Origin of the sequence: Spirillospora sp. NPDC049024, assembly GCF_040649235.1 — a bacterium.
In the GTDB taxonomy this organism is placed as follows: domain Bacteria; phylum Actinomycetota; class Actinomycetes; order Streptosporangiales; family Streptosporangiaceae; genus Spirillospora.
Genome location: NZ_JBEZFD010000008.1, coordinates 159,515 through 182,497, shown reverse-complemented (window position 1 = coordinate 182,497; position 22,983 = coordinate 159,515). Strand labels below are relative to the sequence as shown.

Annotated in this window: 24 protein-coding genes; 12 read left to right on the top strand and 12 right to left on the bottom strand. The window is 74.1% G+C overall.

The features are described from left to right. The first annotated feature begins 67 nt into the window (after positions 1 to 67). From AB0C21_RS17310 to AB0C21_RS17290, 5 genes are all read left to right on the top strand, one after another. Positions 68 to 1,936: a hydroxysqualene dehydroxylase gene (locus AB0C21_RS17310; protein WP_500205111.1), complete on the top strand. Its 1,869-nt coding sequence runs from the start codon at positions 68 to 70 to the stop codon at positions 1,934 to 1,936. A gap of 89 nt (positions 1,937 to 2,025) precedes the next feature. Then, positions 2,026 to 2,739 carry a hypothetical protein gene (locus AB0C21_RS17305; protein ID WP_500205110.1) on the top strand — a complete coding sequence of 238 codons (714 nt, stop codon included), beginning with the start codon at positions 2,026 to 2,028 and terminating at the stop codon, positions 2,737 to 2,739. Between the two features lie 107 nt (positions 2,740 to 2,846). After that, a complete protein-coding gene (locus AB0C21_RS17300; RefSeq protein WP_500205108.1) occupies positions 2,847 to 3,182 on the top strand; it encodes an ArsR/SmtB family transcription factor in 336 nt (111 codons plus the stop codon). Beyond that, entirely contained in the window at positions 3,179 to 3,655 is a 477-nt protein-coding gene (locus AB0C21_RS17295; protein ID WP_500205107.1) for an SRPBCC domain-containing protein, read from the top strand. The genes AB0C21_RS17300 and AB0C21_RS17295 overlap by 4 nt, the downstream gene beginning before the upstream one ends. Next, entirely contained in the window at positions 3,652 to 4,278 is a 627-nt protein-coding gene (locus AB0C21_RS17290; protein ID WP_500205106.1) for a dihydrofolate reductase family protein, read from the top strand. Before AB0C21_RS17295 ends, AB0C21_RS17290 begins: the two co-directional genes overlap by 4 nt. Before the next feature lie 13 nt (positions 4,279 to 4,291). Here AB0C21_RS17290 and AB0C21_RS17285 read toward each other — a convergent pair whose 3' ends face one another. Beyond that, positions 4,292 to 5,365, bottom strand: a complete 1,074-nt coding sequence (locus AB0C21_RS17285; RefSeq protein ID WP_500205105.1) for an L-type lectin family protein — start codon at positions 5,363 to 5,365, stop codon at positions 4,292 to 4,294. 199 nt (positions 5,366 to 5,564) lie between these two features. Next, the gene (locus tag AB0C21_RS17280) at positions 5,565 to 6,596 is read right to left on the bottom strand and encodes a hypothetical protein (protein ID WP_500205104.1); all 1,032 of its coding nucleotides are present in this window, start codon (positions 6,594 to 6,596) and stop codon (positions 5,565 to 5,567) included. A gap of 159 nt (positions 6,597 to 6,755) precedes the next feature. On the opposite strand from AB0C21_RS17280, the gene AB0C21_RS17275 reads away from it, so the two are divergent. From AB0C21_RS17275 to AB0C21_RS17260, 4 genes are all read left to right on the top strand, one after another. Next, on the top strand, positions 6,756 to 7,277 hold the full coding sequence (locus AB0C21_RS17275) for a MarR family winged helix-turn-helix transcriptional regulator (RefSeq protein ID WP_500205103.1): 522 nt from the start codon (positions 6,756 to 6,758) through the stop codon (positions 7,275 to 7,277). Between the two features lie 2 nt (positions 7,278 to 7,279). Continuing rightward, the gene (locus tag AB0C21_RS17270) at positions 7,280 to 8,617 is read left to right on the top strand and encodes an MFS transporter (protein WP_500205102.1); all 1,338 of its coding nucleotides are present in this window, start codon (positions 7,280 to 7,282) and stop codon (positions 8,615 to 8,617) included. A gap of 134 nt (positions 8,618 to 8,751) precedes the next feature. Next, positions 8,752 to 9,234: a cation:proton antiporter regulatory subunit gene (locus tag AB0C21_RS17265; RefSeq protein WP_149257001.1), complete on the top strand. Its 483-nt coding sequence runs from the start codon at positions 8,752 to 8,754 to the stop codon at positions 9,232 to 9,234. A gap of 9 nt (positions 9,235 to 9,243) precedes the next feature. Next, on the top strand, positions 9,244 to 10,521 hold the full coding sequence (locus tag AB0C21_RS17260; protein WP_500205101.1) for a cation:proton antiporter: 1,278 nt from the start codon (positions 9,244 to 9,246) through the stop codon (positions 10,519 to 10,521). A gap of 95 nt (positions 10,522 to 10,616) precedes the next feature. Here the strand turns inward: AB0C21_RS17260 and AB0C21_RS17255 are convergent, their stop codons facing one another. Next, on the bottom strand, positions 10,617 to 11,909 hold the full coding sequence (locus AB0C21_RS17255) for a cytochrome P450 (protein WP_500205338.1): 1,293 nt from the start codon (positions 11,907 to 11,909) through the stop codon (positions 10,617 to 10,619). Positions 11,910 to 12,061: 152 nt separating this feature from the next. Between AB0C21_RS17255 and AB0C21_RS17250 the strand changes: the two genes are divergently transcribed. Continuing rightward, positions 12,062 to 12,712, top strand: a complete 651-nt coding sequence (locus AB0C21_RS17250) for a TetR/AcrR family transcriptional regulator (protein WP_500205100.1) — start codon at positions 12,062 to 12,064, stop codon at positions 12,710 to 12,712. Between the two features lie 117 nt (positions 12,713 to 12,829). Further along, positions 12,830 to 13,726, top strand: coding sequence for an RNA polymerase sigma-70 factor (locus AB0C21_RS17245; RefSeq protein ID WP_500205099.1), 897 nt, complete (start codon positions 12,830 to 12,832; stop codon positions 13,724 to 13,726). A gap of 15 nt (positions 13,727 to 13,741) precedes the next feature. On the opposite strand, the gene AB0C21_RS17240 is transcribed toward AB0C21_RS17245, so the two are convergent. Together AB0C21_RS17240 and AB0C21_RS17235 are read right to left on the bottom strand one after the other, a co-directional pair. Then, positions 13,742 to 14,212 carry a CBS domain-containing protein gene (locus AB0C21_RS17240; RefSeq protein ID WP_200841634.1) on the bottom strand — a complete coding sequence of 157 codons (471 nt, stop codon included), beginning with the start codon at positions 14,210 to 14,212 and terminating at the stop codon, positions 13,742 to 13,744. Between the two features lie 33 nt (positions 14,213 to 14,245). Beyond that, positions 14,246 to 14,578, bottom strand: coding sequence for a histidine kinase (locus AB0C21_RS17235; protein WP_500205098.1), 333 nt, complete (start codon positions 14,576 to 14,578; stop codon positions 14,246 to 14,248). A 223-nt stretch (positions 14,579 to 14,801) separates the two neighbouring features. On the opposite strand from AB0C21_RS17235, the gene AB0C21_RS17230 reads away from it, so the two are divergent. Beyond that, entirely contained in the window at positions 14,802 to 15,740 is a 939-nt protein-coding gene (locus AB0C21_RS17230) for a universal stress protein (protein ID WP_500205097.1), read from the top strand. A gap of 16 nt (positions 15,741 to 15,756) precedes the next feature. On the opposite strand, the gene AB0C21_RS17225 is transcribed toward AB0C21_RS17230, so the two are convergent. From AB0C21_RS17225 to acsA, 7 genes are all read right to left on the bottom strand, one after another. Next, on the bottom strand, positions 15,757 to 16,593 hold the full coding sequence (locus AB0C21_RS17225; RefSeq protein ID WP_500205336.1) for a universal stress protein: 837 nt from the start codon (positions 16,591 to 16,593) through the stop codon (positions 15,757 to 15,759). 157 nt (positions 16,594 to 16,750) lie between these two features. Continuing rightward, positions 16,751 to 17,389: a phosphoribosyltransferase gene (locus tag AB0C21_RS17220; protein WP_500205096.1), complete on the bottom strand. Its 639-nt coding sequence runs from the start codon at positions 17,387 to 17,389 to the stop codon at positions 16,751 to 16,753. A 122-nt stretch (positions 17,390 to 17,511) separates the two neighbouring features. Next, positions 17,512 to 17,754 carry an acyl carrier protein gene (locus AB0C21_RS17215; protein WP_149257012.1) on the bottom strand — a complete coding sequence of 81 codons (243 nt, stop codon included), beginning with the start codon at positions 17,752 to 17,754 and terminating at the stop codon, positions 17,512 to 17,514. Continuing rightward, positions 17,751 to 19,124 (bottom strand): dihydrolipoamide acetyltransferase family protein, encoded by a 1,374-nt coding sequence (locus AB0C21_RS17210; protein ID WP_500205095.1) that lies wholly within the window; start codon positions 19,122 to 19,124, stop codon positions 17,751 to 17,753. The genes AB0C21_RS17215 and AB0C21_RS17210 overlap by 4 nt, the downstream gene beginning before the upstream one ends. Further along, entirely contained in the window at positions 19,117 to 20,145 is a 1,029-nt protein-coding gene (locus AB0C21_RS17205) for an alpha-ketoacid dehydrogenase subunit beta (RefSeq protein WP_500205094.1), read from the bottom strand. The genes AB0C21_RS17210 and AB0C21_RS17205 overlap by 8 nt, the downstream gene beginning before the upstream one ends. Then, a complete protein-coding gene (gene pdhA / locus AB0C21_RS17200) occupies positions 20,145 to 21,209 on the bottom strand; it encodes a pyruvate dehydrogenase (acetyl-transferring) E1 component subunit alpha (protein ID WP_500205093.1) in 1,065 nt (354 codons plus the stop codon). Before pdhA ends, AB0C21_RS17205 begins: the two co-directional genes overlap by 1 nt. Beyond that, complete coding sequence (gene acsA / locus AB0C21_RS17195; protein WP_500205092.1) at positions 21,206 to 22,981, bottom strand: acetate--CoA ligase; 1,776 nt, start codon at positions 22,979 to 22,981, stop codon at positions 21,206 to 21,208. The genes pdhA and acsA overlap by 4 nt, the downstream gene beginning before the upstream one ends. Between the last annotated feature and the right edge of the window lie 2 nt (positions 22,982 to 22,983).

The following is a 22,983-nucleotide window of genomic DNA, read 5'->3' as shown; positions in this document are numbered from 1 at the left end:
CTCATAGTGAGGGGCCATCCGCAACCGACATGAGTGTCGGTTAGCAACCACCCCCAAGGAGTGCGCCGTGGAGGACAGGACTCCATCGCAGACCCCGTCGTCGCAGAGCGAGCCGCCGGCGAGCGGGCAACCGGGCGCCGGCGGCGGGCTGGGCCGCCGCCAGTTCGTCACCGGAGCGATCGCCGCCGCCGGAGCCGTCGCCGCCGCCGGAGCCCTCGGCTCCGGGGCCGCGCAGGCCGCCGTCCCCGCCGCCCGCCGCGCCCCGCGGACCGGCCGCGCGGCCGCCGGACGCCGTGTCGCGATCTTCGGCGGCGGGATGGGCGGGCTGTCGACCGCCCACGAGCTGGCCGAGCGCGGCTTCCAGGTGACCATCTACGAGCGCAAGGCCTGGGGCGGCAAGTGCCGCAGCATGCCCGTCCCGAACACCGCGAGCGGAGGCCGGCAGGACCTGCCCGCCGAGCACGGGTTCCGGTTCTTCCCCGGCTTCTACCAGAACCTCCCCGACACCATGTCCCGGATCCCACTGCCGGGCGGGGGCAAGGCCTTCGACAACCTTGTCGCGGGCGACCAGGTCGCCGCGTTCTACAAGGGCACCAAGTTCACCTTGCCCGCCAAGGGCAGCATCATCGGCACGCTCAGCCCGGACTCGCTGCTGGCGTTCCTGCAGACCGCGCTCAACGTGGCCGGGGCCGTCCCGGCGGTGGAGGTCGGCTACTTCCTCCAGAAGATGATCGCGTTCGTCACCAGCGGACCCAAGCGCCGCTACCAGCAGTGGGAGAACATGAGCTTCTCCCAGTTCGTGCACGCCGAGAAGATGTCCAAGGCCTACAACGAGCTGCTGGTGGAGATGTTCACCGGCACCCTCGTGGCGGCCAAGCCCGACAAGGCCAACGCCCACACCATGGGCCTGATGGCGGAGGCGTGGGTCTACAGCACCCTCGGCCTGGGCGGCTACAAGGCGCCCGACCGGCTGCTGAACGCCCCGACCAACGAGGCGCTCATCGACCCGTGGGTGGCCTACCTCAAGTCGCTCGGCGTGACCTTCCAGTCCGACGCCACCCTCACGCGGCTCGACGTCACGGACAAGAAGATCAGCGGCGCGCAGATCACCGGCGCATCCGGCACCAGCAATGTCGACGCCGACTACTACGTGCTGGCGGTGCCGGTCGAGCGCGCCGTGCCGCTGCTCAACGACCAGATCCTGGCCGTCGACCCGAGCCTGAAGTCGCTGCGCGAGCTGACGACCGACTGGATGAACGGGATCATGATCTACCTGCGGCAGCCGATCGACCTGGCCAAGGGGCACGTCGCCTACGCCGGGCAGCCGTGGGCGCTGACCTCCATCAGCCAGGCCCAGTTCTGGAAGAAGAAGTTCGGCACGACCTACGGCAACGGCCAAGTCAACGAGTGCCTGTCGATCGACCTGTCCGCCTGGGACAAGCCCGGCATCCTGTACGGCAAGGCGGCCAAGGACTGCACCTCCGACCAGATCTTCAAGGAGGTCGTCGCCCAGCTCCGCAAGGCCCTGCCCTGGAACGGGATCATCCTCCAGGACGCCAACATCCACTCCTACTTCATCGACCCGGCCATCACGGGGAACGGAACCCCGCAGGTCGCCAACGACGAGCCCCTCCTCATCAACAGGCCCAGCTCCTGGAACTACCGGCCCGAGGCCGCCACCGCCCTGCCCAACCTGTTCCTGGCCTCCGACTACGTCCGCGCCGACATCAACCTGGCCACCATGGAGGGCGCCAACGAGGCCGGACGCAAGGCCGCCAACGCCATCCTGGACGCCTCCGGCGCCGACGGCACCCCGGCCAAGCTGTTCAAGCTCTACCAGCCGAACGAGTTCAAGGGCTTCTTCGACGACGACGACCGCCGCTTCGACCGCGGCGAGGCCAACTTCTTCGACCTGTACGACCCGGCCAAGCCGTAGTCCGGCCGGTTCCTCCAGTGAGCCGCCGCCCGCGGCCCGGCCTAGCGCGCCGACAGGCCAGGGCCGCGGGCGGCCTGGGAGGTCGTGCCATGAACATCCCGCACATCGGGTTCCAGTCCCTGCCCTTCCTGTCCACCGGCATCTACTTCTGCGGGCTCGCCTGGTGCAAGATGGCCGCCGCCGCCATGCCTCCCCTGCGCGGCGACCGGCCCTGGCGGCTCGCATGGGCGCTGGCGGGCAGCCGGATGTGGTTCTTCGGCGCCGTCGTGATCGGCGCCGGCGCCGCCGTCCAGACCGCCGCCCTGCACGGCCTGTCGCTGTTCCAGGCCCAGCCGATGCTGCTGGCCGGGCTCTCGATCCTGCTCGTGCTGGCGGTTCCCGTGCTGCGCGAGCGCCTCACCCCGCGCGAATGGGCATGCGTGGCCCTGCTCGCCGCCGCGACGGCGTTGTTCGTCCATGCCGCGCCGACCGGCCAGGACGCGCCGCTCCTGACCAGGACCGCACCGCCCGCCCCCGTCGTGGTGGCCGTCGCCCTGCCGTCCCTGCTGGTGCCGTGCCTGGGCCTCCTCACGGGCGACCTCCGCCGCGGCGGGATGCACGCCCGGCCGCTGACCGGCGTCGCGCTCGCCGTCAACGTGGGCCTCCTGACGACCGGGTCGCTGCTGCTCGGGGAGCCCTGGCCCGGCGACAGGAGGCCGGCGTTCCTGGCCCTCGCGCTGTCGGTCCTGGCCATAGCCGCCATCCCGCACCACGAGCGGACGGCTTCCCACTCGCGCTTCCTCCGGGTGCCGACCACCCGCTGACCACGGCCGCTCTCGCGGCGTCGGCTCGACGGCCTCGGCCGGTGCCGCGCACCCCCCCGATACTTAGCCCTTGCGCTAACCATCGCGGGGACGCAATACTTAGCCACATGGCACAGTATTCGGCGGAACTGGACGGCGTGTTCGTCGCCCTCGCCGACCCGACCCGGCGCGCCGTCGTGCGGCGCCTCGGCCGCGGGCCCACGAGCGTCGGCGACCTCGCCCGCGAGTTCCCCATGACACTCCCCTCGTTCATGAAGCACGTGCGGACCCTCGAATCGAGCGGGCTCATCCGCACCGTCAAGTCCGGCCGGGTGCGCACCTGCGCGCTCAACCGCGAACGGCTCGCCCTCGTCGACGACTGGCTCGCCGAGCAGCGCCGGATCTGGGAGGGGCGCACCGACCGCCTCGACCAGTTCGTCACCGACCCGGAGGAAAGGCAATGAACCCCGAACTCGACCTCGGCCTGGAGCGGATCATCCGCGCACCGCGCGCGGCGGTCTGGCGCGCCTGGACGGACCCGTCCCAGCTGGCGCAGTGGTGGGTCCCGGCCCCGGCCCGCTGCGTGGTGGACCGCCTGGAACCGCGGCCCGGCGGGGCGTTCGTCACGCGGTTGAGCGAGGACGGGTCCGCGTTCGTCCCGCACATGGACGCGTGCTTCCTCGCCGTCGAGGAGGCCCGCCGGATCGTGTTCACCAACGCGGTCGACAGCACATGGCGGCCCGCGCACCCCGCGCCGGTCCCGATGACCGCCACGATCACGCTGGACGACCATCCGGACGGCACCGACTACCGGCTCGTCGTCCGGCACGGCGACCCGGAGGCCCGCGCCCACCACCACGAGCTCGGCTTCGCCGACGGCTGGGGCACGGTCGCCGGCCAGCTGGCCGCCTTCACCGAGAGGACGACCGCACGATGAAGATCACCCTTACCGAGTTCGTCACGCTCGACGGGGTCAGCCAGGGCCCCGGCTCGCCGGACGAGGACACCACGGGCGGCTTCGCCCGCGGGGGCTGGCTCGTCCCCCACCTGGACCCGGCGTTCGTCCGGCGCGTCTCCGACTGGCTCGACCTCGCCGACGGCCTGCTCCTCGGCCGGCGGACCTACGAGGCGTTCGCGCGCGACTGGCCGAAGATCACCGACCCGGCCGACCCGTTCGCCGAACGGATGAACACGCTGCCGAAGTACGTCGTGTCCAACACCCTCCCCGAAGGGACCTGGGACCCCACCACCGTCCTCGCGGGCGATCCGGTCGAGACGGTCGCGGAACTCAAGGCGCGGCCGGGGCGGGAACTGCAGGTGCACGGCAGCGCCCGGCTGGGAGACGCGCTGCTGTCGGCCGGCCTGGTCGACACGCTCCGCCTCGTGGTGGCACCCGCAGTGCTGCGGGCCGGCCGGCGCCTGCTGGACGCGCCGGGCGTCCCGACCGGTCTGCGGCTCGTCCACCACGAGGCGACCCCGAAGGGCCTGCTGCTCCTCGAATACGAGACCACGGGCCAAGCGCTCCAAGGCGAGTACGAAGGTGTCGCCGCGCTCGCCTGAGCCGCCGCCCCGGCTAGCGTCCCTGGGAGCGCACGACCACCCGGCGGATGAGCTGAACGTCGGTCAGCGGTCCCGTGGACGCGGCGAAACCGAACTTGACGGTGCTCGGGACGGGCTTCGGAGCGGCGAACCTCAGCACCCGCTTGAAACCGTCGCCGTTCCGGAAGTCGATGTCGACCGTCGCGACCGGGTTCCGTCCGCGTGAGATCGCCACGCGGACGATCCGCTTCACCGGTTCCAGGAGCTTTTCGGCCCTTTCCGGGGTGGCATTGGCGGGCATCTTCTTCAGGTCGCCGTGGAGCCGGCCCGGAAGCGACGACCGCCAAGGGCCGTTGCGCGTGGAATTCTCGGTGGAGGCGGCGAGCAGGCAATAGCCGGTGGTGCCGTTTCCGGGGCCGCGCGCGGTCACGATGTTGGGGCCGGGAGCGGGCGGGCGGAACGCCGTCCCGGCGGGAGAACGGCGGTCGCAGCCGTTCCCGCGCCCCTCTCCGTCGCCGAAGTACTCCCCGAGGACGTCGAGGCCGATGCCGAGATAGCCGCCGTCCACTCCCGGGACGAACTGCGCGTCGGGGCTGCCGCCCGGCTGCTTCTGGGCGTAGCCGAGGCTTCCGCCGAACGCGCCCGGCGTGGCGAGGCGCCGGGCGCCGTCGGTCAGGAAGAACGAGATCCCGTCAGCCGGCCCCCGCGTGGTGTTGCCGTACTGCCACTGCTCGAAGGTCACCTCCAGGCCGTCCTTCGCCGGGATCGGCGAGTCGAACATCACGGCGCCGGTCTGCTCGACGTGGGCGTCGGTGAGCTGGAGGTATCCGCGGGGCGCCGCGCCGCCCGGCGGCACGGGACCGACCGGATCCCGGCGGCAGCCCCCGAGCGGATGGTTCGCGGCCTCCGCCGGGGGGTCCCCGCGCCGCGCGCCCGTCAGGCAGGCCGACCCGTACCCGATGAAGCGCGAATCCGCGGTGGCCCCGGTGAACGGTTCCTCGGCCAGCACCGGTCCCGGACGCCGGTCCGCGGCCGACGCGTGACCGAACGACGCGACGACGGCGGCGACACCGACCGCCGCCGCAATGCAAGCTCCCCGATGCCTCATGCCGTTGTCCCCCCACGCGGGTCCGAAGTGATCCTTCTTCCGCCTCATCTGAACACAGGCTCGCGACGAGACGCCCGCATTGCCGATATCGCTGCGCAATGCGAGATCATTCTTTACCGGAACGCATGGCGTCCCATGTGCCGGAAACCTGTTTCCCGCGAGTGGCCAGAAATAGGCCGTTCTTCGAAATTCACCATTTTTAGCGATACGCCGGGGAGACGGCGCAGCGGGGGCGGGTGCGGAGCTGGTAGGACACGGCGGCGATGGCCAGGGCCCAGCCGTATCCCCCGAAGGCCAGCGAGGCCGCCTCGCCGAGAGACGGCCAATGAGGGTCGGAGCCGACGACCCCGGTGTCGAGGAGGATCCCCAAGACCATGCCTCCCGCGCCGTACAGGGCCAGCGTCGGGGCGACCAGCCAGACCGGCGCCAGCGGGAGGAACCTGGGCACCCGCCTGCCCGCCAGCCACGGCGCCCAGCGCGGGAACACCATGCCCCAGGGGCGGACCAGGCCGAGCAGGAGAAAATCCGCGAGGCCGATGAGCAGCAGCAGGACCAGCAGCATGTAAGGGCGTGGCCCGTCGGTGTAGTGGTCCTTGACCTCGGCCCAGCCGCCGAGAGTGCCCAAAGCGTGCAGGGTGAAGTAGGGCGCGAACGCCGCGCAGCCGGCGTAGGCGGTCCAGCGCACCCTGCGCGGCGCGGCCTGGGGCGCCGGACGTTCCACGCCCGCCGTCCGCCGGGCGTGCACCCGTCCGCAGCGGGTGCAGGCCGAGGCCGTCCGGCGTCGCCACGACACCGCCGAGGCCGCGAAGAGGGCACCGACCGCGGCGAAGCACAGCCGCTCGGCGAAGCCCGACCAGTCGCCGTCCCCGCCGCGGTCGCGGACGGAGCCCGTCAGCGCCAGCTCGACCAGGTTCAGCAGCACGAAGCAGCTGCCGGCCAAGGCCGACGCGGCCGCGGTCCACACTCCCGCGGAGACGACCCGGACCGGGAGCGCCCGTCCCCACGGGCGGACGGTGGCGGCCGCGAACACCGCGCCGACCAGCAGCACGGCGGTCGCGGGCAGGGCCGAGCGGGGCACGCCGACCACCGAGAGGCGTCCCGCGAGCGCGCCGCCCAGGAGTGCCGCTCCGTACAGTGCGGCGCATCCGGCTGCGGCATATCCCGCCCACGAAGGCCACCGCCGCCACCATCCGGTCAGCGGCAGGGCACGGCCGGCCGGCGCTTCCGTCATGTGATCCCTCGCTCTCAACGCCTCGACGAACGTCAGGGCACAGCCTCATCCGCGACCGGCCGGCCGGCCTCCCCCGGCAGAGGGAGGCGCCTCCCCTCCAGGTCTCGGCGCGCCCCCGCGGCCAGGTCGGGTGAGTATTAGCGCTGTTATATTAGCGCTGTGACATCTTCGGACCCGACCGCGGCACCCGGGCGGTGGAGCGGCCTGTTCGCCCTGCTGGCCGGCATCGACGCCCAGATCGAATCGCTGTACACCGAGCGCGGCATCCGGGGAGTCCGCCCCCGGTTCGCCTACCCCCTGATCCGGCTCGCCCATACCGGCCCGCTGACGATCCGCGAACTGGCCGAGTCGCTGGACCGCTCCCACTCGGCGATGAGCCAGACGATCGCGGCGATGCGCCGCGAGGGACTGGTCGACTCCGAGCCCGGCGCGGACGCCCGCACGCGGCGCGTCACCCTGACCGACCGCGGTCGCGGCCTCGTCCCCTTCCTGGAGGCCGAATGGCGCGCGACCGAGGCGGCGGTCGCCGAACTCGACGACGAGGTGCCCCATCCGCTCAGCGGCGTCGTCGCCGAACTGGAGCGCGCGCTGGCCCGGCGGCCGATGCGGGACCGGATCCTCTCCCGCCTGGAGGCGCCGCCCCCCGATCCCGCGCCTCCGGCCGCCCCGGCCGAGCCGTAGCCGTGGTCTGGCGCGAGACGGTCGTCGACGTCCGTCCGCTGCGCGGCAGCCGGGCGTTCCGCGACCTGTGGCTCGGGTCGTCCCTCGCTTCGATCGGCGGGCAGATCGCCGTCGTCGCCGTCCTGCAGCAGGTGTGGGAGCTGACCCGCAGCCCGCTGTGGACCGGGGCCATCGGGCTCGCCACGGGTGTGCCGATGCTCGTCCTCGGCCTGGTCGGGGGGACGCTGGCCGATGCCATGGACCGCAGGAGCCTCGTCCGCGCCACCACCGGCGGCCAGACGCTCGCGGCCCTGGCCCTCACGGCGCAGGCCGCCGCGGGCAACCGGTCGGTGGCGCTGCTGCTGGCCCTGGTCGCCGCCGGCGCCGGCTGCGCGGCGCTCGGGGCCCCGGCCCGGCGCACCTTCCCCGTCCGGCTGCTGCCCGCCGACCAGGTCGCCGCGGGGCTCGCGCTGCAGAACATCGCCTTCCAGGCGGCCATGCTGGTCGGGCCCGCGATCGCGGGCGTCGTGCTCGCGCAGTGGCGCTACCCCGCCGCGTACGCGATCCAGGCCCTGGCCGTCACCGCGTCGCTGGCCGCCGTGCTCCGGCTGCCCGCGATGCCCGCGCCGCGCGCGGACGGCTCCCCGCAGGCGGGACGGCCCGGTCGGGGGCCGCTTCCGGGAGGCTGGGCGATCGTCTTCCGGCACCCCATCCTCTGCGGGTCCTTCAGCATCGACCTCGCCGCCACCGTCCTGGCCATGCCCGTCGCGCTCTTCCCCGTGGTCAACGAACTCCGTTTCGGCGGCGATCCCCGGACGCTCGGGCTGTTCCTGTCCGCGCTCGCGGTCGGCGGGCTCGCGGCGGGCCTGCTCTCGGGGACGGTCACCCGGCTCCGCCGCAGCGCCCTGGTCCAGCTCGTCGCGGCCGCGGTCTGGGGCCTGGCCCTCGCCGGCTTCGGCCTGGCCGGGCCGCTCTGGCTCGCCCTCTGCTGCCTGGCCGCGGCCGGCGCGGCCGACACCGTGGCCGTGGTCACCCGCGGCGCGCTGGTGCAGATCGAGACGCCCGACCACTACCGGGGCCGGGTCTCCTCGGTCGAGCACGTCATCGGCGTCGCCGGCCCCGAGATCGGCAACTTCCGCGGCGGGCTCCTCGCGTCCCTCACCTCCGCGCCGGTGGCCCTCCTCGCGGGCGGTCTGGCCGCGGCGGCCGCCGTCGTCTCCGTCGGCCTCTCCAACCGCCCCCTGCGCCGGCACCGGCTCGCGCACGAGCGCGGCGACGGCCGACCGCCCGCGATCCAGGCCCGGCCGCCGGTCACGGAGGGACCCGGAAGAGGGCTGGCGAGGCCCTCGCCCCGTCCGTGAGCTGCACTGGCCGCCGTGGAATTCGCCTAATGTCGTGTTCCGGTCGGCTCTGAAATCATGTTCGGAACCTCATTGGCGGCGATCAGGGGCGGCCGGGCCGGCCACGGAGATCACGGAGCAAACAGGAGAGGGCCATGGACGTCGAGCGGACATCGCTGCCGGGCATCGGGCTGCGGCATGTGTTCACCACCGGGCGGGGCCGCCAGATCGGGGTGGTGTCGCACCGCACCGGCCGCCGGGATCTGGTGATCTACGACAAGGACGATCCCGATACCTGCGTGGTGTCGGTGGCGCTCGCGGACGAGGAGGCCAACGCCCTGGCCGAGCTGCTGGGCACCGGCCGCGTGGTGGAACGGCTGGCCGAGCTGAACCGGCAGGTCGACGGCCTGATGACCGAGCAGATCCCGCTCACGGCCGCCTCGCCGTACGTGGGCCGCCGGATGGGCGACACCCGGGCCCGGACCCGCACCGGCGCCTCGATCGTGGCGGTGGTCCGCGAGGGCGAGGTCATCGCCAGCCCGCGACCGGACTTCGAGTTCCGCGCCGAGGACGTCGTGGTGGTGGTCGGCACCGACGAGGGAACGGCCGCCGTCGCGGCCATCCTGCACGGCGGGTGAGAGGGATCTATGCACGCTGCGACACAACTGATCGAACTGGGCGCGATCGTCCTGGCGCTGGGCCTGCTGGGCGCGATGGCGGTCCGCTTCTCCATCTCCCCGATCCCGCTGTACCTGGTGGCGGGGCTGGCCTTCGGCTCAGGCGGCATCCTGCCGCTCGGCGCCAGTGAGGAGTTCGTGGCGCTCGGCGCCGAGGTCGGGGTGATCCTGCTCCTGTTCACCCTCGGGTTGGAGTACACCGCCGGGGAACTGGTCGGAACGCTGCGGACCTCGGCTCCGGCGGGGCTCGCCGACCTGCTGCTCAACGCCACGCCGGGGGTGGCGGTGGCGCTGGTGATGGGCTGGGGGCCGGTGGCGGCGGTGGCGCTCGGCGGCGTCACCTACGTCACCTCCTCCGGGATCACCGCCAAGGTGATGGGGGACCTCGGCTGGCTGGGCAACCGGGAGACCCCGGCGGTGCTGTCGATCCTGGTGTTCGAGGACCTGGCGATGGCCGCCTACCTGCCGATCCTCACCGCGCTGCTGGCCGGGGCCTCCCTGGTCGCCGGGGCGACCACCCTGGGCATCGCCGCCGCCACGATCACCCTGATCCTGTTCATCGCGCTTCGCCACGGCAAGCTGGTGGAGCGGTTCGTGGCGAGCCCCACCGACGAGGTGCTGCTGCTGAAGGTGCTGGGGCTGACCCTCCTGGTGGCCGGCCTGGCCCAGCAGCTGCAGGTGTCGGCGGCGGTCGGGGCGTTCCTGGTCGGCATCGCCCTGTCGGGCCCGCTGGCCCACACCGCCCGCGACCTGCTGGCACCGCTGCGGGACCTGTTCGCCGCGGTGTTCTTCGTGTTCTTCGGCCTGCACACCGACCCCGGCCAGCTGCCCCCCGTGCTCGGGGTTGCCGCGCTGCTCGCCGCGGCCGGGATCGCCACCAAGCTCGCCTCGGGATGGCTGGCCGCCCGCCGCGCCGGGGTGGCCTCCCGCGGACGCCTGCGCGCCGGGGCCGCGCTGGTCCCGCGCGGAGAGTTCAACATCGTCATCGCGGGGCTGGCCGTGTCCGCCGGCATCAATCCCCGGCTCGGGCCGCTGGCCGCCGCCTACGTGCTGATCCTGGCGATCGCCGGACCGCTGATCGCCCGCGGCGTCGAGCCCCTCCTCCGCTGGCGCCGCACCCGGCCGGCCCGCGAGGACCGCGAGAAGCGCGTGCCGGTCCCCCGGTCCGGGGGCACCGCCGACGACCGCGGCGACGAACGGGACGACATGGGCACCGTGAGCGGCTCGGCGGCGCCCCGCGGGCAGTGAACCGCTCCCGCCCCGCCTTCTGGACCGACCACCGCGGGCGCGGCCTCGGCTTTCGCCGGCGCGCCGCGCCCGGGGCGGGGGCGCCCGCCGCCGCTTCAGCCCCGGGGCCGCGGAGGCGTGAAGGTGCAGGGGAGGCGCTTGTACCCGTTGATGAAGCCGGACTGGAGGCGGTCGGGCTCCCCCGCGGTGATGTCGGGCAGGCGGGTGAACAGCTCGCGGAACATCACGGTGATCTCCCGCCGGGCCAGGTTGGCGCCCAGGCAGAAGTGCGGGCCGGGTCCGCCGAACCCGACGTGCGGGTTCGGTGAGCGGGTGATGTCGAAGCGGTCGGGGTCGGTGAAGACCGACTCGTCGCGGTTGGCGGACCAGTAGAGCAGCGTCACCCGGTCGCCCTTGCGGAAGGTGTGCCCGTTCATCTCGTGGTCGCGGGTGAGGTTGCGCCGCATCGAGATGACGGGGCTGCTGTAGCGCACGATCTCCTCGACGGCCCCGGCGATGCGCCCGTCGAAGTCGGCCAGCAGCAGCTCGCGCTGGTCCGGGTGGTCGGTGAACAGCTTCAGGCCGTGCGCGATCGCGTTGCGGGTGGTCTCGTTCCCGGCCACCACCAGCAGCAGGAAGAACGTGGCGAACTCGCGCGGGCTCAGCCGCTCGCCGTCGACGTTGGCGTTCACCAGCGCCGAGGTCAGGTCGCCGGTGGGCGACGCCCTGCGCTCGCGTCCGAGCTGGGCCGCCAGCCGGTGCAGCCGGATGCCCGCCGACGCCACCGTGCCCAGCATGCGGAGCGCGCCGAGCCGGCCCATCCGCGCGGTGCCCCGGCTGTACTCGACGGTGGCGCCCACGTACTCGGCGTCGCTGTAGCCGACGATGATGTTGGTCAGGTCCACCACCCGCCGGTGGTGGCGGGCGGGGATGCCCAGCATGTCGCAGATGACCTCGACCGGCAGCCGCGCGGCGGCCCGGGACACGAAGTCGCCGCCGCCCGCCTCGATCAGCTCGTCCACGATCCGGGCGGCCCGCCGCGCGATGTCGTCCTCGGCCTTGGCGAGCATCTTCGGGCTGAACGCCCGGGACACGATCCGGCGGATCTTGGCGTGCCGCGGATCGTCCATGTCGATCATGGAGTTGAAGTAGCCGTCCATCCAGCGGGGCATGTCGGCCGGGCTGGTGGCGCTGGGCTCGCTGCTGAACACCTCCGGGTTGCGGCTGGCCTCCGCCACGTCGGCGTGGCGGACCAGCGCCCACGACCCCGGGCTCTGCCGGAGGAACGGGATCTTGGGCAGGGTGAAGAGCACCGGCGCGGGCTGGGCGCGCAGCACGGCGAACGCCTCCGCCCGCTCCTCCAGCGGCCGGGTCCAGAACCGCAGATCGCCCAGGTCGATGTCCGCCATGGTCAGCTGTGGGGGGATCTCCGTGGCCACCGACCTCACGCTCCCGTCTCGTCGCGACCGAGATTTCTGGTGAAGCGACACACCAGATATTTCTGGTGTGTACCGTCTCCAGAATTAGGGGCGAAGTCAAGGGATGCGGCACAATCGGGGCTGTGACCGAGACCTCCCGTGCGCGCCCCTACGGCGGCGTGCCCGCCGAGCAGCGCCGGTCCCGCCGCCGCGCCGCGCTGATGGCGGCCGGGCTGGAGCTGCTGGGCACCCAGGGGTGGGCCGCGACGACCGTGCGGAAGGTCTGCGCCGAGGCCGGGCTCAACGACCGCTACTTCTACGAGAACTTCCCCGACCGGGAGGCGCTGCTCCTGGCGATCGTCGACGACCAGGTCGCCCAGGGCACCGACGTGATCCTGTCCGCCGCCCGCGGCGCCCCCCGCCACCCGCAGGCCCGCACCCGCGCCGTGGTGACCGCGATCCTCGACTTCCTGACCGGCGACCCGCGCCGCGCCCACATCCTGACCCACGCGTTCCCGTCGTCCCCCCTGCTCCAGGGGCGGCGCATCGAGATCTTCCGGAGCATGGCCGCGATCTTCACCGCGCAGACCCACGAGACCCTCGACCAGGTCCTCCTTCCCGACATCGACGTCGAGCTGACCGGCCTGACCCTGACGGCCGGCCTCTGGGAGCTGTTCAGCACCTGGTTCCGCGGCGAACTGGACGTCGACCGCGACCACCTGATCGACTACACCGTCGCCCTCATGATGAGCACGATCGAGCTGGCCGCGCCCCTCCACCACCGCCTCCGCTGAGGGGCGGCACCGTGCCTCCGCCACGCCGCCGCTGTGACGGAGCGCACTCGCGCGGACGTCACGAACGGCCCGCCGCCGGTGTCCAGTGAACGAGCGCGCGAACGGGAGGACCATGCCATGAGCGACCACTCCGCCGACCCGGCGACCGAGGACTTCGTCGCCCACCGCAAGCTGCTCTTCACGGTCGCCTACGAGATGCTCGGTTCCGCGGCCGACGCCGAGGACGTCCTCCAGGAGACGTGGCTCCGGTGGGTCAAGGTCGAGCTGGGGCAGGTGCGCGACCGGCGCGCCTACCTGGTCCGGATCACGACCCGGCAGGCGCTCAACCGGCTGCGCACGATGACCCGCCGCAAGGAGTCCTACGTCGGCCCCTGGCTGCCCGAGCCGCTGCTCACCTCACCGGACGTGGCGGAGGACGTCGAGCTCGCCGAGAGCATGTCGATGGCGCTGATGCTCGTCCTGGAGACGCTGTCGCCGACCGAGCGCGCCGTCTTCGTGCTGCGGGAGGTCTTCGCCGTCGGCTACGACGAGATCGCGGACGCGGTCGGCAAGAGCCCCGCGGCCGTCCGGCAGATCGCGCACCGCGCCCGCGGGCACGTGGACGCGCGCCGCCCGCGCGAGGCGGTCTCGCCGGGCGAGACCCGGGCGGCCCTGGAGTCGTTCCGGCGGGCGGTCGAGACCGGCGACCTCCAGGGCCTGCTCGACGTGCTCGCGCCCGAGGTCGTCCTGATGGGCGACGGCGGCGGCCTCAAGCAGGCCGCGCCGCGGCCCGTCACCGGGGCGGCGAAGGTGGCCCGCTTCATCATCGGCGGCACCGGCCGGGTCCGGCACAAGATCACCACCGAGATGGCCGTGGTCAACGGCGGCCCGGCCCTCGTCCTGCGGCTGGACGGCGAACTCGACGGCGTCCTGGCGGTCCGCGTGGAGGGCGCCCGCATCTCCGGGCTCTACTACGTCCGCAACCCCGAGAAGCTGACCCGCGTCGAGTCCGAGACGGCGCTCACCCTCCGCTGAGCACCGGCCGCGGTCTCAGCTCGGCGGACGGTCGGGGAGGATCCGGTCGAGGAAGTGCGCGACGGTGATGACGCCGATCATGGGCGCGTCGGTGCGGTCGGCCTCGCCGCTGACCGCGACGACGGGGCTGCGGTCGGCCGCCATGACGCTGGCGATCTCCATGACGGTGGCGTCGGCGTCCACGACGGGCAGCGCCTTGCGGTCCTCGACGAGGAGGTCCGCGACGGTCCGGTCGCCGAGCCTGGCGCACAGCTTGTCGGCGTGGCGCTCGTCGTAGACCCGGGCCAGCGCGGGATCGTCCCGGACGTGCGGCGGGATGATGGCCCGCAGGAGCCGCGACCCCGGGATCACCGCGACGGGGCGGCGGTCGGGGTCGACGACGATCAGCCCCGCGAGCGAGTGCTCGGCCACGAGCCGGGCCGCGTCCAGGGCGCTGTCGTCCGGCGTGACGGTCGGGTAGTCGACGGCGAGGTCTCGTGCGCGCACCGCTCCAACGTAGCCGACCGCCCCGGCGCGGCCTCAGCGGTCCGGGGCGTCCGGGTGCCGGGGGGCGGTGCGCAGGTCGAAGACCACGCGGCGCAGTTCGGCGATGGTGTCGTCCAGTACGGCCAGGGCGGTCTGGACGCCCTGGCCCGCTCGGGGGTCCTGGATGCGGGCCAGCGCGCCGTTCAGTTCGAGGCCGATGGCGAACAGCCGGCGGGTGATCTGGTCGGCGAGGTCGCGGGCGACGCGCTGCGCGTCGGAGCCCAGCTGCCGGGCGAGCGCGTCGGCGGCCTGCTGGGCGGGCGGGGCGCGGCCGGCGACGTCACCCGATCCGTAGGCGCGCCCGGGCGCAGGTGACGGGTAGGTCATCTGGGAGAACTACCCGGACCGCGCCGCGAGCCACGCCCGCACTGTCCGAGTTTGTAGGCGTTTTGCCGAGCCTGTCCACAATTCGGGGGCTCCGCTCCACGGCGGCCGGCCTCCGGGGTCGAAGCGGAGGGCCGAAGGTCCCCCGAACCGGGGACAGCGGCCCCTACCTGCGCCTTCTCCTCGCCGGGAAGGCTGGACGCACCGACAGGGGGAGGGATCGGCCATGAACGATCGAGAGAGGACGGGCACCGTCCTGGTCGGATACGACGGGTCGCCCGCCGCCGACGAGGCGCTCCGCTGGGGGGTGCGGGAGGCTCTGTCCCGCAGCCTGCCCCTCACGGTCTGCCACGCCTGGCACTGGCCCTATCCGTTGCGTCTGCCGGACAAGGACACCCTGGAGGTCCTCCGCGGCGCGGGGGCCATCGTGGCGGACGACGGCGTGCGCAAGGCCCACGGCCTCGCCGAGGGCCTGGACGTCCGCTGGCGCCTGGACCGGGGGTGGGCCTCGGCCGTGCTGCTGGAGGCGTCCCGGGAGGCCGACATGGTCGTACTCGGCTCGCGGGGGCACGGCGGGTTCGAGGGACTCTCGGTGGGCTCCACCGCGGTCCAGGTGGCGTCCCATGCCGATCGCCCGGTCATCGTCGTCCGGCCGGACCTGCCGCCCGTACCGCCCGACGGCGAGCGGCTCGTCGTCGGGGTGGACGGCTCGCCGGGCGCCGAGTCGGCCATCGGCTTCGCCTTCGAGGAGGCCGCGCTGCGCGGCGCGTCCGTCACGGCCGTGTGCAGCTGGTGGGACCCCTCCGCGTTCCGCGGACCGGACCGCGTCCCCTTCAGCGATCCCGAGGTGATCAGGCACGAGGCCATGGCGCGGTTCGAGGAGGACATCGCCCCCTGGCGGACCCGGTACCCGCAGGTGCGGCTGGAGACCGAGTTCATGGTCGACACTCCGCGGCGGGCCCTGCTCGGCGCCGCCCACGGCGCGGCGCTGCTGGTCATGGGCGCGCGCGGGATCGGCGCCGGACCCCAGACGCTCCTGGGCCCGGTCACCCAGGCCGCGCTGCAGGAAGCGCCCTGCCCGGTGGCGGTGGTGCCCGCGCAGGGCACCGGACGCGGCAGGACGCCCGAGGCCGCGGGCGCTTCGGCGCGCGGCGGGACGGTCTGAAGAGCCCGGACGCGCGTCACGCGGGCCGGGCGATGAGGACCGGGCGGCCGCACCGGTGGATCACCGTGTAGGCGACCGATCCCAGCGGCATGAGCGGGTCCCTGTGGTCATGGGGGCCGACCACGACGAGCTGGGCGCCGGCCGAGACCTGGAGCAGGGCCTTCCTGGGGCTGTCGTTGACCACCTCGGCGGTGACCTGGACCTCGGGGAACCGGGTCCGCCAGTCGGCCAGCGCCTCCTCGATCCGCCGCTCCGCCGCCTGCCGGTGGTGCCGCAGGAGCGCGGCGAGCTCGGCGGAGTGCACCGGATCGGGGACTTGGAAGAACCGGAAGGCGTGGACGACCCGCAGCGGCGCCCGCCAGAGCGCCGCCTCCCGGAAGGCCTCGGCCAGCACCGCCCCGGTGGACGGCCCGTCCACGCCGGCGACGATCTCGGCATGGCCGGTGGTCGGCTCGCGCAGGGCCGGCGCGAGCGCCACCGAGACCGGCGCGTGCGCCGCCACCTTGAAGGCCACGGAGCCGAGGACGAGCCCGGCGAGGCCGCCGCTGCCACGCGTGCCGACGACCACCAGCCCCGCGTCCCGGGCACGCGCGACCAGCGCGCTCGCCGCGTCGTCGACGACCAGTTCGCTCGACGTCTCGACGCCCTCCATCCGCCTGCGCACCCGCTCCTCGGCCTCGTCCAGCAGCCGCCGCGCCGCACCCCACTCGGGCCCCTGCTCGATGTCGGGAGCCGTGCCGCCGCGGACCTGCGGGAGGGCGTGCAGGAGGCGGAGGGCGACCCTGCGGACCCTGGCCTCGGCGGCCGCCCAGTCCAGCGCCCGGGTGCCGGTCTCGGACCCGTCCACCCCCACCAAGATCGGACCGTTCACAACAATCCCCCCAACCGCGGGTCCGCGCCCCGTACCTGCGAGGACACCGCCTCAACGAGATGCTGCCCCGTTCCGCCCCCCGGAAAAGGACCGCGCTCCCCGCGGGCGGGTCGGCCCGCCCCGGCGTGCCGGGGCGGGCTCATGCCGTGTGCTCGGCCGCCCGTTCGAGCAGCCGGGCGGACTCGGCCTCGGAGACCGGCGCGAAGTCCAGGTAGAAGTCGCTCGCGGCGACGAAGAACGTCGGCGAGAGCGGGCAGACCACCTCGTCGGCGACGGTCCACAGGCGGTCGAGCGTGGCGGGCGCCGCCGCGGGCACGGCGAAGACGACCCGCCCGGCGCCCTGCGCCCGGGCGTCGCGGCACGCGGCCTCCGCGGCCAGGCGGGAGGCCGCGCCGTCGTCGACGACGATGACGTCCCGGCCGGCCAGCGGGAGGCGCGGAAGCCCCCCGCGCAGCCGGAGCCCGAGCGCCCGCGCCTCGACGCGGGCGTCCCGTTCCAGCTCCCCGATCCGCCCCTCGCCGGCCGCGGACCGCCGGACGGCGTCCTCGTCCAGGACGCGCGCCCGGCCCTCGCCGACCGCGCCCACGACGCCGGGAATCCCCGGGACGGCGAACTCGCGCACCACCAGCACGTCCAACGCGCAGCCGAGCAGCGCGGCGGCCTCGGCCGCCACGGGGACACCGCCCCCGGCGAGGCCCAGGACCCGGACGTCCCCACCCGTGTACCGCCGCAGGTTCGCAACGAGCTGCCGTCCCGCGTCCCGCCGATCGGAGTACATCGCCCCCACCTCGCTCCTGGCCGTTCACCCACCAGCATCCGGTGCGGGCCTCCGGCGTTCCAGGGCGCATCGGCCCGCCTCGGACCGACCTTCGTCCCGACCCCGCCGAGGGCCCGCGGGCGTCAGGTGCGGCGGGTCAGGTAGGCGACGCAGCCGTCCAGGGTGGCCAGCTCCGGGTAGTCGTCCTCGTCGATGCGCAGGCCCGAGCCGTCGCTCAGCCCCTCGACGAAGCCGAGGAAGTCGAGCGAGTCGAGGCCGAGGTCCTCGCGCAGGTCGGCGTCGCCGCCGACGGTCGCGGCGTCGACGTCGGGGGCCGCCTTCTCCAGCGAGCGGGCGGCCAGGTCGCGTGCCTCTCGGGGTGTCATAGCTCCTCCGGGCTCTGCAGCAGCCGGTCCACGGCCTCCAGGAGGCGGGCGCCCGTGTGGCCGTCGGTGGCCCTGTGGTCGGCGGCCAGCGTGGCGGTGACCACCGGGCGGACGCCCAGCAGCCCGTCCACCGCCCACGGCCGCTGGACGATCCTGCCGAAGCCGAGCAGGGCCACCTGCGGCGGGAAGATGACGCCGGTCACCGACTCCACGCCCCGGTCGCCCAGGTTGGTGACGGTGATCGTCGCGTCGCTCAGCTCGGATCCGCGCAGCCGGCCCGTCCGGGCGCGGACGAGCATCTCCTTCAGGGCGGCCATCAGGTCGTCCAGGGACAGCTCGTCGGCGCCGCGCAGGGTGGGGGTCACCAGCCCGCCGCCGCGCAGCGCGGTGACGATGCCGAGGTGGACGCCGTCTCCGGGGACGAACGCCTCGTCGAGCCAGTGGCCGTTGAGTTCGGGGACCTCCCGCGCCGCCAGCGCGCCGGCCCTGAGCAGCAGCGCGGCCGGGAGGATCCGCCCCGACACCGGGAGTTCGCGGTTGCGCGCCTGGAGCCAGGCCGTCGCGGCGCCCATGTCGATGGTGGTGCCGAGGTAGTAGTGCGGGATCTCGCGCTTGCTCCGGGCCATCAGCTCGCCGATCGCCCGCCGCATCGCGGCCTGCTTGTCCGCCGCCGCGGGCCGTGCGGGGGCCGCCCTCCGCGTTTCGGCGGCCGGGGGCGGTTCGGCGGCGGGGCGCGGTTCGGCGGCCGGGCGCGGGCCGCCCGCGGCGGCGCGGACGTCGTCGGCCCGGATGGCGCCGTGGGCGCCCGATCCGCGCACCCGGTCCAGGTCGACGCCGAGTTCACCGGCGATCCGGCGGGCCAGGGGCGACGCCTTCGGCCGGCCCGCCGGGCGGGTCGCCCTTTCGACGTCGGCGCGGACGACCCTGCCGTCGTGCCCCGTGCCGTGCACCGACGCCAGGTCGACGCCCCGCTCCTCGGCGAGGCGCCGGACGAGCGGGGTCGCCGCCCGCCGGTGCGCGGGAGCACGGGACGGCTTCCTCCGCTCCCGCGCCGGGCCCGCCGCGGGCGCCGCGGCGCCGGACGGCTCGGGAGGGGCGGGAGGGGCGGGAGGGGGCGCGCCGCCCGGCGGCGCCGCCGTCGAGCTCAGCCGGGCGAGCGGGGTCCCGACCGGGACGCTGGCGCCGGGCTCGACGAGGAGGGCGTCGACCACGCCGTCGTCGAAGCACTCGACCTCGATGTCGGCCTTGTCGGTCTCGACGACGGCGACGGTGTCGCCCCTGTGCACCCGGTCGCCGGGCTCGACCAGCCATTCGGTGAGGGTGCCGCGGTCCATGTCGGCGCCGAGGGAGGGCATCGTGAAGTCAGGCATCGCCGCTCACCACCCGGTGCGCGGCGGCGACGACGTCGTCCGGCTGCGGCAGCGCGGCCTCCTCCAGGTGCCGGGGGTAGGGGATGGGGATCTCGGCGCCGCAGACGCGGGCGACGGGCGCGTCGAGGTCGTAGAACACCTGCTCGGTGATGCGGGCGCTGATCTCCGCGGACAGGCTCCCCGACCGCCACGCCTCGTCCACGACCACGGCGCGGTGGGTGCGGCGGACCGAGTCCATGATCGTGGCGTCGTCCAGCGGGCGCAGCGACCGCAGGTCGACGACCTCGGCCTCGACGCCCTCGGCGGCGAGCGTCTCGGCGGCCTCCAGGGTCTTGTGGAGGGTCCCGCCGTAGGTGATCAGGCTGACGTCCGCGCCGGCCCGGCGCACGGCGGCGCGGTCGATGTCCACCGCGCCCGCGTCGGGCGGCAGCTCGCCGGACATCCCGTACAGCGACCCGTGCTCGAAGAGCAGCACGGGGTCGGGGTCCTCCAGCGCGGTCCACAGCATGCCGCGGGCGTCCTCCAGGGTCGCGGGGGCGACGATCCGCAGGCCGGGGATGTGGGTGTACCAGCCTTCGAGGCTGTGCGAGTGCTGGGCGGCCAGCTGCCGGCCCGCCCCGGTGGTCATCCGGATGACCAGCGGGACGCCGAACTGCCCGCCGGACATGTGCGACAGCGTCGCCGCGTTGTTGAGGATCTGGTCCAGCGCGAGCAGGCTGAAGTTGACCGTCATGATCTCCACGACGGGGCGCATCCCGGCGAGGGCCGCGCCGATGCCCGCGCCGACGAACGCCGACTCCGACAGGGGCGTGTCGCGGATCCGCTCGGGCCCGAACTCCTCCAGCAGGCCGAGGCTGACCGCGAAGCAGCCGCCGTAGCGCCCCACGTCTTCGCCCATCAGGAACACGCGCTCGTCCTTCGCCAGCGCCTCGCGCAGGGCCGCTCGCATGGCCTCGCGGTATGTGGTCCCGCCGTGCTCGGCGGGCGCGGGGGCGCCGGACCGCGCCTGGGTGGTGGTCATCACCGCACCGCCTTCTCCGAGTAGACGAAGCGGGCCAGGTCGGCGACCGGCTCCAGCGGCGCCTTCCGCGCCGCCTCCACGGCGCCGTCGATCTCGGCGGCGATCTTCTTGTCCATCGCGGTGAGGTCGTCCTCGCCGAGGTCGCCGTCGGCGCGCAGCCGCGCGGCCAGGGCGTCGATCGGGTCGTGGCGCTTCCACTCCTCGATCTCGGCCTTGGCGCGGTAGCGGTCCGGGTCGTACATCGAGTGGGCGCGGTACCGGTAGGTGCGCATCTCCAGGAAGTGCGGGCCCCCGCCCCACCGCACCGACTCGGCCGCCCGCCGCGCGGCCGCGGCGACCGCGAGCACGTCCATGCCGTCCACGGCCCACGACGCCAGGCCGTAGGACGAGGCGCGCAGGGCCAGGTCGGTCTCGGCGTGCTCACGGGCGAGCGCGGTCCCCATCGCGTACCGGTTGTTCTCGCAGACGAACAGGACCGGCAGCCGCCACAGCGCCGCCAGGTTCAGGCACTCGTGGAACTCGCCCTCGGCGGCGGCCCCGTCCCCGAGGAAGCACGCCGTGACGCGCTCGTCGCCGCGCATCCGGTCGGCGAGCGCCAGCCCGACCGCGAGCGGCAGCCCGCCGGCCACGATGGCGTTGCCGCCGTAGAACCGGGTCGCCGCGTCGAACAGGTGCATCGAGCCGCCGCGGCCGCGGCTGCAGCCGGTGACCCGGCCGAACATCTCCGCCATGACCGCCTCGGCCGGGATCCCGCGCGCGAGGGCGTGCCCGTGCTCGCGGTAGGTGGTGACGACGGCGTCCTGCGGCCCGAGCGCCGGCATCACCCCGGCGGCGACGGCCTCCTCACCGATGTACAGGTGCATGAACCCGCGGATCTCGGCCGCGCTGTACAGCTCGACGCAGCGCTCCTCGAAGCGCCGGATGCGCAGCATCTCGTGCAGCAGGCCGCGGCGCTGCTTCGCCGCCGCCTCCCGCGCCGCCGCCTCCCGCGCCGCCGCGTCCGCCGCCCGGCCGCCGCCCCCTCCGGCGGCGCCGGCCGGCTCGGTCCTCTTCTTCCTGGTCATGGGCTCCGCTCCAGTGTCGACACGTCCCCTTCGGGGAGCCCGAGCTCGCGCGCTTTCAGCAGCCGCCGCATCACCTTGCCCGAGCGGGTGTGCGGGAGGTGCCGGTCGAACGCGATCTCCTTGGGCGCCAGGGACGCCAGCCTGCGGCGGCCGAACGCGATCAGCTCGCGGCGCATCGCCTCGTCCGCCTCGTAGCCCGGCCGCAGGGTCACGAACGCCTTGACGACCTCCCCCGCGACCGGGTCCGGCCTGCCGATGACCCCCGCCTCGGCGACGGCCTCGTGCTCCATCAGCGCGCTCTCGACCTCGAACGGCCCGATGAGGTGCCCGGCCGACTTGATCACGTCGTCCGCGCGGGCGACGAACCAGTAGTAGCCGTCGGCGTCCCGGCGGGCGATGTCCCCGGTGAGGTACCAGCCGCCGGCGAACGCCTTGGCGTAGCGCGCGTCGTCGTGCAGGTAGCCGCGGAACATCGACGGCCATCCGGGCCGCAGCGCGAGCTCTCCTTCGGCCTGCGGACCGCGCGCCACCGCCACCGTTCCGTCGGCCGACACCCGTGCGCGCCCGTCCGGGCCGCGCTCCAGCAGCCCGACCTCCACGCCGGGCACCGGACGCCCCATCGAGCCGGGCCTGATCTCCATCGACGCGTAGTTGCTGATCATGATCGCGCCGGTCTCGGTCTGCCACCAGTTGTCGTGCACGGGCAGCCCGAACGCCGTCACGCCCCACACGACGGCCTCGGGGTTGAGCGGCTCCCCGACACTGGCGACGAACCGCAGGGCGGACAGGTCGTGGGCGCGCGCCGGCTCGGCCCCGTAGCGCATGAGCATCCGCAGCGCCGTCGGTGCCGTGTACCAGACCGAGACCCGCTGCTCCTCCAGGATCCGGTACCAGCGCCGCACGTCGAACTCCGCGGCGTCCACCAGCAGCGTCGCCCCGTGGGTGAGCGGGGCGACGATCCCGTAGGAGGTGCCCGTGACCCACCCCGGGTCGGCCGTGCACCAGAACACGTCCCCCTGCCGCAGATCCAGCGCGAACGCCGCGGTCGCGTGGTGCGCCACGACCGCCTCGTGGACGTGCACCGCGCCCTTGGGCCGCCCCGTGGTGCCGCTGGTGAAGTGCAGCAGCGCCATGTCCTGCGGGTCGGTCGGCGGTATCTCGAAGACCGGGGCGACGTCGTCCATGATCTCCTGGTAGGAGACGGTGCCGGGCGGTGCCTCGTAGCCGCCGACGACCAGCACGTGCTCCAGCCCCGGCAGCTCGTCCCGGATCTGGGCGATCTTCCTCGTGTACAGCTCGGGGCTGGTGACCAGCACTTTCCCGTCGCCGAGCCGGAGCCGGTCGCGGATCGGCTCCGGCCCGAACGCGGGGAACAGCGGCGAGAAGACACTGGTGTTCTTCAGCGTCCCGAGCGCCGCCACGTAGAGCTCCGGGACGCGGCCCAGCAGGGAGAAGACCCGGTCCCCCCGGTGCACCCCGAGCGCGCGCAGCACGTTGGCGAACCGGCAGGTCTCGTCCCGCAGCCGCGCGTAGGTGAGCTCCGTGACCCGGTCGTGGCGGTCCAGGCAGCGCAGCGCCACCCGGTCGGCGAGCGGCCCCTCGGCGTGCCGGTCGACCGCCTCATGGGCGATGTTGAGCCCCCGCCCGCCCGGGAGGCCGTCCATGGCGGCCCGCGCGTCGTCCCAGCGGAAGCGGTCGTAGACCTTGTCGTAGTCGTCCAGGTTCGGTGGGAGGCCCGGGCGGCTGGGCCTGGTGACGGGTTGCCGGCCCATTT

What these genes read in the sequence shown, in the direction of transcription:
- AB0C21_RS17305 (WP_500205110.1), top strand. Translation starts at nt 2,026, where the DNA reads ATGAACATCCCGCACATCGGGTTCCAGTCCCTGCCCTTCCTGTCCACC.
- AB0C21_RS17300 (WP_500205108.1), top strand. Translation starts at nt 2,847, where the DNA reads ATGGCACAGTATTCGGCGGAACTGGACGGCGTGTTCGTCGCCCTCGCC.
- AB0C21_RS17295 (WP_500205107.1), top strand. Translation starts at nt 3,179, where the DNA reads ATGAACCCCGAACTCGACCTCGGCCTGGAGCGGATCATCCGCGCACCG.
- AB0C21_RS17290 (WP_500205106.1), top strand. Translation starts at nt 3,652, where the DNA reads ATGAAGATCACCCTTACCGAGTTCGTCACGCTCGACGGGGTCAGCCAG.
- AB0C21_RS17285 (WP_500205105.1), bottom strand. Translation starts at nt 5,365, where the DNA reads ATGAGGCATCGGGGAGCTTGCATTGCGGCGGCGGTCGGTGTCGCCGCC.
- AB0C21_RS17280 (WP_500205104.1), bottom strand. Translation starts at nt 6,596, where the DNA reads ATGACGGAAGCGCCGGCCGGCCGTGCCCTGCCGCTGACCGGATGGTGG.
- AB0C21_RS17265 (WP_149257001.1), top strand. Translation starts at nt 8,752, where the DNA reads ATGGACGTCGAGCGGACATCGCTGCCGGGCATCGGGCTGCGGCATGTG.
- AB0C21_RS17260 (WP_500205101.1), top strand. Translation starts at nt 9,244, where the DNA reads ATGCACGCTGCGACACAACTGATCGAACTGGGCGCGATCGTCCTGGCG.
- AB0C21_RS17255 (WP_500205338.1), bottom strand. Translation starts at nt 11,909, where the DNA reads ATGGCGGACATCGACCTGGGCGATCTGCGGTTCTGGACCCGGCCGCTG.
- AB0C21_RS17245 (WP_500205099.1), top strand. Translation starts at nt 12,830, where the DNA reads ATGAGCGACCACTCCGCCGACCCGGCGACCGAGGACTTCGTCGCCCAC.
- AB0C21_RS17235 (WP_500205098.1), bottom strand. Translation starts at nt 14,578, where the DNA reads ATGACCTACCCGTCACCTGCGCCCGGGCGCGCCTACGGATCGGGTGAC.
- AB0C21_RS17230 (WP_500205097.1), top strand. Translation starts at nt 14,802, where the DNA reads ATGAACGATCGAGAGAGGACGGGCACCGTCCTGGTCGGATACGACGGG.
- AB0C21_RS17220 (WP_500205096.1), bottom strand. Translation starts at nt 17,389, where the DNA reads ATGTACTCCGATCGGCGGGACGCGGGACGGCAGCTCGTTGCGAACCTG.
- AB0C21_RS17215 (WP_149257012.1), bottom strand. Translation starts at nt 17,754, where the DNA reads ATGACACCCCGAGAGGCACGCGACCTGGCCGCCCGCTCGCTGGAGAAG.
- AB0C21_RS17210 (WP_500205095.1), bottom strand. Translation starts at nt 19,124, where the DNA reads ATGCCTGACTTCACGATGCCCTCCCTCGGCGCCGACATGGACCGCGGC.
- AB0C21_RS17205 (WP_500205094.1), bottom strand. Translation starts at nt 20,145, where the DNA reads ATGACCACCACCCAGGCGCGGTCCGGCGCCCCCGCGCCCGCCGAGCAC.
- pdhA (WP_500205093.1), bottom strand. Translation starts at nt 21,209, where the DNA reads ATGACCAGGAAGAAGAGGACCGAGCCGGCCGGCGCCGCCGGAGGGGGC.
- acsA (WP_500205092.1), bottom strand. Translation starts at nt 22,981, where the DNA reads ATGGGCCGGCAACCCGTCACCAGGCCCAGCCGCCCGGGCCTCCCACCG.